Genomic DNA, 3826 nt, shown 5'->3' on the forward strand with positions numbered 1-3826 from the left:
GGCAGCACCGCGCGGTCGGTGGGCCGGGCCCGCGAGCTGGAGCCCGGTCACCGGCGCGACGGCGTGGCGCTGGCGCTGCTCGGCCTGGCCGTCGTGGTGGCCGCGAGTTCCTGGTTCGAGGCGGCCCGACCGGTGGGCGCCTGGATCGACACCGTGCTGCGGGTGGTCATCGGCGCGGCAGTGGTGCTGGTGCCGGTCGTGCTGGCCGCCGTCGGGATCATGCTGATGCGCTCGGAGCCCGACCCGGAGTCCCGGCCCAGGCTGATCCTCGGCTTCTCCATGGTGGCGCTGCCCGCCCTCGGGCTGTGGCACCTGTGGTCGGGTGCACCGCAGGACCCGGAGGTGCGTCAGCACGCGGGCGGATTCCTCGGCTTCGCGATCGGCGGACCGCTCTCCGACGGGCTGACCGCCTGGATCGCCGCGCCCTTGCTGTTCATCGGCGTGCTGTTCGGCCTGCTGCTGGTCACCGGCACCACCATCCGTGAGGTGCCCACGGTCGTGCGGGACATGTTCACCACGCGCTGGCAGCGCGACTACGACGACGAGTACGACGAATACGACGACGAGTACGGCGAGTACGACAACGACGAATACGGCGACGACCAGCACGACGTCGATTCGCCCGCGACCCGGCGCCGCGCCGCTGCCGCCGCTGACGACCTGTCGGACGGCTACTACGACGAGGTGGATCCCGCCACGGACGAGGCGCAGTCCTGGCCGACGCCCGACCAGCCCACCGAGTCGCTGGACAAGTCCGCCGGTCCCACCGGCACCCCGATGGACAACTACCCGCTCGAGGAGGAGGAGCCCGCACCCGCGGCTCCCGTCGCCGCCGCGCGGCCGCGCAAGAAGCCGCGCCCCGACCCCAAGCTCACGCTGGACCGGGTCGTCGAGGGGCCCTACACGCTGCCCTCGCTGGATCTGCTGATCGCCGGCGATCCGCCGAAGCGCCTGACCGCGGCCAACCAGCACATGACCGACGCCATCAACTCGGTGCTGCAGCAGTTCAAGGTGGACGCCGCGGTGACCGGCTGCACCCGCGGCCCGACCGTCACGCGCTACGAGGTCGAGCTCGGGCCCGGCGTGAAGGTCGAGAAGATCACCGCGCTGCAGCGCAACATCGCGTACGCGGTGGCCACCGAGAGCGTGCGCATGCTCGCACCGATCCCGGGGAAGTCGGCCGTCGGCATCGAGGTGCCCAACACCGACCGCGAGATGGTGCGCCTGGCCGATGTGCTCACCGACCCGGTGACCCGCTCCGACCACCACCCGCTGGTGATCGGTCTCGGCAAGGACATCGAGGGCGAGATGATCTCGGCCAACCTGGCCAAGATGCCGCACCTGCTGGTGGCCGGCTCCACCGGCTCCGGTAAGTCCAGCTTCGTCAACTCGATGCTGGTCTCGCTGCTCTCGCGCGCCACCCCGGACGAGGTCAGGATGATCCTGATCGACCCCAAGATGGTGGAACTGACGCCGTACGAAGGCATTCCGCACCTGATCACGCCGATCATCACGGAGCCGAAGAAGGCTGCCGCCGCGCTGTCCTGGCTGGTCGAGGAGATGGAGCAGCGCTACCAGGACATGCAGGCCTCGCGGGTACGCCACATCGACGTGTTCAACCAAAAAGTGAGATCAGGAGACATTTCAGCGCCGCTGGGCAGCAACCGCGAGTACAAGCCGTACCCGTACATCCTGGCGATCGTCGACGAGCTCGCCGACCTGATGATGACCGCGCCCCGCGACGTCGAAGAAGCGATCGTGCGCATCACCCAGAAGGCGCGTGCGGCCGGCATCCACCTCGTGCTGGCCACGCAGCGGCCGTCCGTCGACGTCGTCACCGGCCTGATCAAGACCAACGTGCCATCGCGGCTGGCGTTCGCGACGTCGTCGCTGACCGACAGCCGCGTCATCCTGGACCAGCCCGGCGCCGAGAAGCTGATCGGTATGGGCGACGGGCTGTTCCTGCCGATGGGCGCCAACAAGCCGCTGCGTCTGCAGGGTGCGTTCATCACCGACGAGGAGATCCACGCGGTCGTCTCGGCGACCAAGGAACAGGCCGAGCCCGAGTTCGTCGAGGGTGTCACCGCGGCCAAGGCCGGCGAGCGCAAGGACGTCGACCCGGACATCGGCGACGACATGGACGTGCTGTTGCAGGCCGTCGAGCTGGTGGTGTCGTCGCAGTTCGGCTCGACCTCGATGCTGCAGCGCAAGCTGCGCGTCGGGTTCGCCAAGGCGGGCCGGCTGATGGACCTGATGGAGACCCGCGGGATCGTGGGGCCCTCGGAGGGATCGAAGGCGCGCGAGGTGCTGGTCAAGCCCGACGAGCTCGCCGGCACGCTGGCCCTGATCCGCGGCGGCAGCGACGCCAACGGCGCAGACACCGACGACGACGAGCCCGACTTCTAGCGGCCGGCAAGGCCGACGCTCGGAGAGCGTCAGAGGGTGAGCAGCATCCTGGTGTTGCCCAGGATGTTGGGCTTCACGTACGACAGGTCGAGGAACTCGGCGACGCCGGTGTCATAGGAGCGGCACATCTCCTCGTACACCTCGGCGGTCACCGGGGTGCCCTCGATCTCGGCGAATCCGTGCCGGCTGAAGAACTCCACCTCGAAGGTGAGCACGAAGATCCGCCGCAGATGAAGCTCGGCGGCCACCGTCAGCAGGCGCTCGACGATCGCGTGGCCGACACCGCGCCCGCGCACCTTCGGGTGCACCGCGACCGTGCGCACCTCGCCGAGATCGGCCCACAGCACGTGCAACGCGCCGCAGCCGATCAGCTCTCCGTCGATCTCGCAGACCCAGAACTCCTGCACGGACTCGTACAGCGTCACCAGGTTCTTCTCCAGCAGGATCTTGCCCGCATAGATGTCGACGAGGGCCTTGATGCCCGGCACGTCCGAGGTGGTGGCGCGGCGCACCAGTGGCTGACCGGCCGATGCGTCCGGATCTGCGCTCATGCACCGAAGAGTATCGGCAAGGGCAACAAGTATTCTGTGTCGGTGCCGGGCCAACCACATACCGATCCTGTGGTTCCCCGTGCCCGGGTCGCGAACCTCGCCAACATGCTCACCGGTGTCCGGATGGTGCTGGTGCCTGTCTTCCTGGTCGCGCTGTTCGTCGGCGACGGCCACGAAACGACCTGGCGCATAACTGCGTTCGCGATCTTCGCGGTGGCGGTGATCACAGACCACTTCGACGGGGCGCTGGCCCGCAGCTACGGCATGGTCACCGAGTTCGGCACGCTGGCCGACCCGATCGCCGACAAAGCGCTGATCGGTTCGGCGCTGGTGGGGCTGTCCCTGCTCGGCGACCTGGCGTGGTGGGTGACCGCGGTGATCCTGATCCGCGAGCTCGGGGTCACGGTGCTGCGGCTGGTGGTGCTGCGCCGCGGGGTGATCCCGGCCAGCCGCGGCGGCAAGATCAAGACGCTCGTGCAGGCCGTCGCGATCGGCCTGTTCATCCTGCCGCTGTCGGACGGCTGGCTGACCGCGGCGTGGGTGATCATGCTCACCGCGGTGGTGCTGACCGTGACCACCGGGGTGGACTACTTCGTCTCTGCGGTCCGGGACTGGCGTGGACGACCCACTGATCGATGACGACGCCCGGGCGCTGATCGCCGACCTGACCGTGCGCGGCCAGACGGTGGCCACGGCGGAATCGCTGACCGCGGGCCTGCTGGCCGCGACGCTGGCCGGGGTCCCGGGCGCCAGCGCGGCGCTGCGTGGCGGTCTGGTCACCTACACCGTCGACACCAAGACCGCGTTGGCCGGCGTGGCGCCCGAGCTGCTCGCCGACGTCGGCCCCGTCGCCGAACCGACCGCCCGGG

At 69.3% G+C, this 3826-nt stretch carries 4 protein-coding genes; 3 read left to right on the forward strand and 1 reads right to left on the reverse strand.

Annotation, left to right across the window (positions count from 1 at the left end; all coding sequences use genetic code 11):
- On the forward strand, nucleotides 1-2406 hold a 2406-nt coding region (locus tag MVA01S_RS29035), incomplete at its 5' end, for an FtsK/SpoIIIE family DNA translocase (RefSeq protein WP_060941806.1).
- 29 nt (nucleotides 2407-2435) lie between these two features.
- On the opposite strand, the gene MVA01S_RS29040 is transcribed toward MVA01S_RS29035, so the two are convergent.
- A complete protein-coding gene (locus tag MVA01S_RS29040; RefSeq protein WP_003933567.1) occupies nucleotides 2436-2957 on the reverse strand; it encodes an amino-acid N-acetyltransferase in 522 nt (173 codons plus the stop codon).
- Nucleotides 2958-2999: 42 nt separating this feature from the next.
- On the opposite strand from MVA01S_RS29040, the gene pgsA reads away from it, so the two are divergent.
- Together pgsA and MVA01S_RS29050 are read left to right on the forward strand one after the other, a co-directional pair.
- Nucleotides 3000-3596 carry a CDP-diacylglycerol--glycerol-3-phosphate 3-phosphatidyltransferase gene (pgsA, locus tag MVA01S_RS29045; protein ID WP_040543125.1) on the forward strand — a complete coding sequence of 199 codons (597 nt, stop codon included), beginning with the start codon at nucleotides 3000-3002 and terminating at the stop codon, nucleotides 3594-3596.
- A partial coding sequence (locus MVA01S_RS29050; RefSeq protein ID WP_174539011.1) for a CinA family protein occupies nucleotides 3574-3826 on the forward strand: 253 nt, incomplete at its 3' end. The genes pgsA and MVA01S_RS29050, both read left to right, overlap by 23 nt.

It is taken from the genome of Mycolicibacterium vaccae NBRC 14118 = CIP 105934, assembly GCF_001552715.1.
Taxonomy (GTDB): Bacteria; Actinomycetota; Actinomycetes; order Mycobacteriales; family Mycobacteriaceae; genus Mycobacterium; species Mycobacterium vaccae.

Excerpts from the sequence above, each read along its gene's own strand:
- MVA01S_RS29040 (WP_003933567.1), bottom strand. The coding sequence starts at position 2,957 with ATGAGCGCAGATCCGGACGCATCGGCCGGTCAGCCACTGGTGCGCCGC.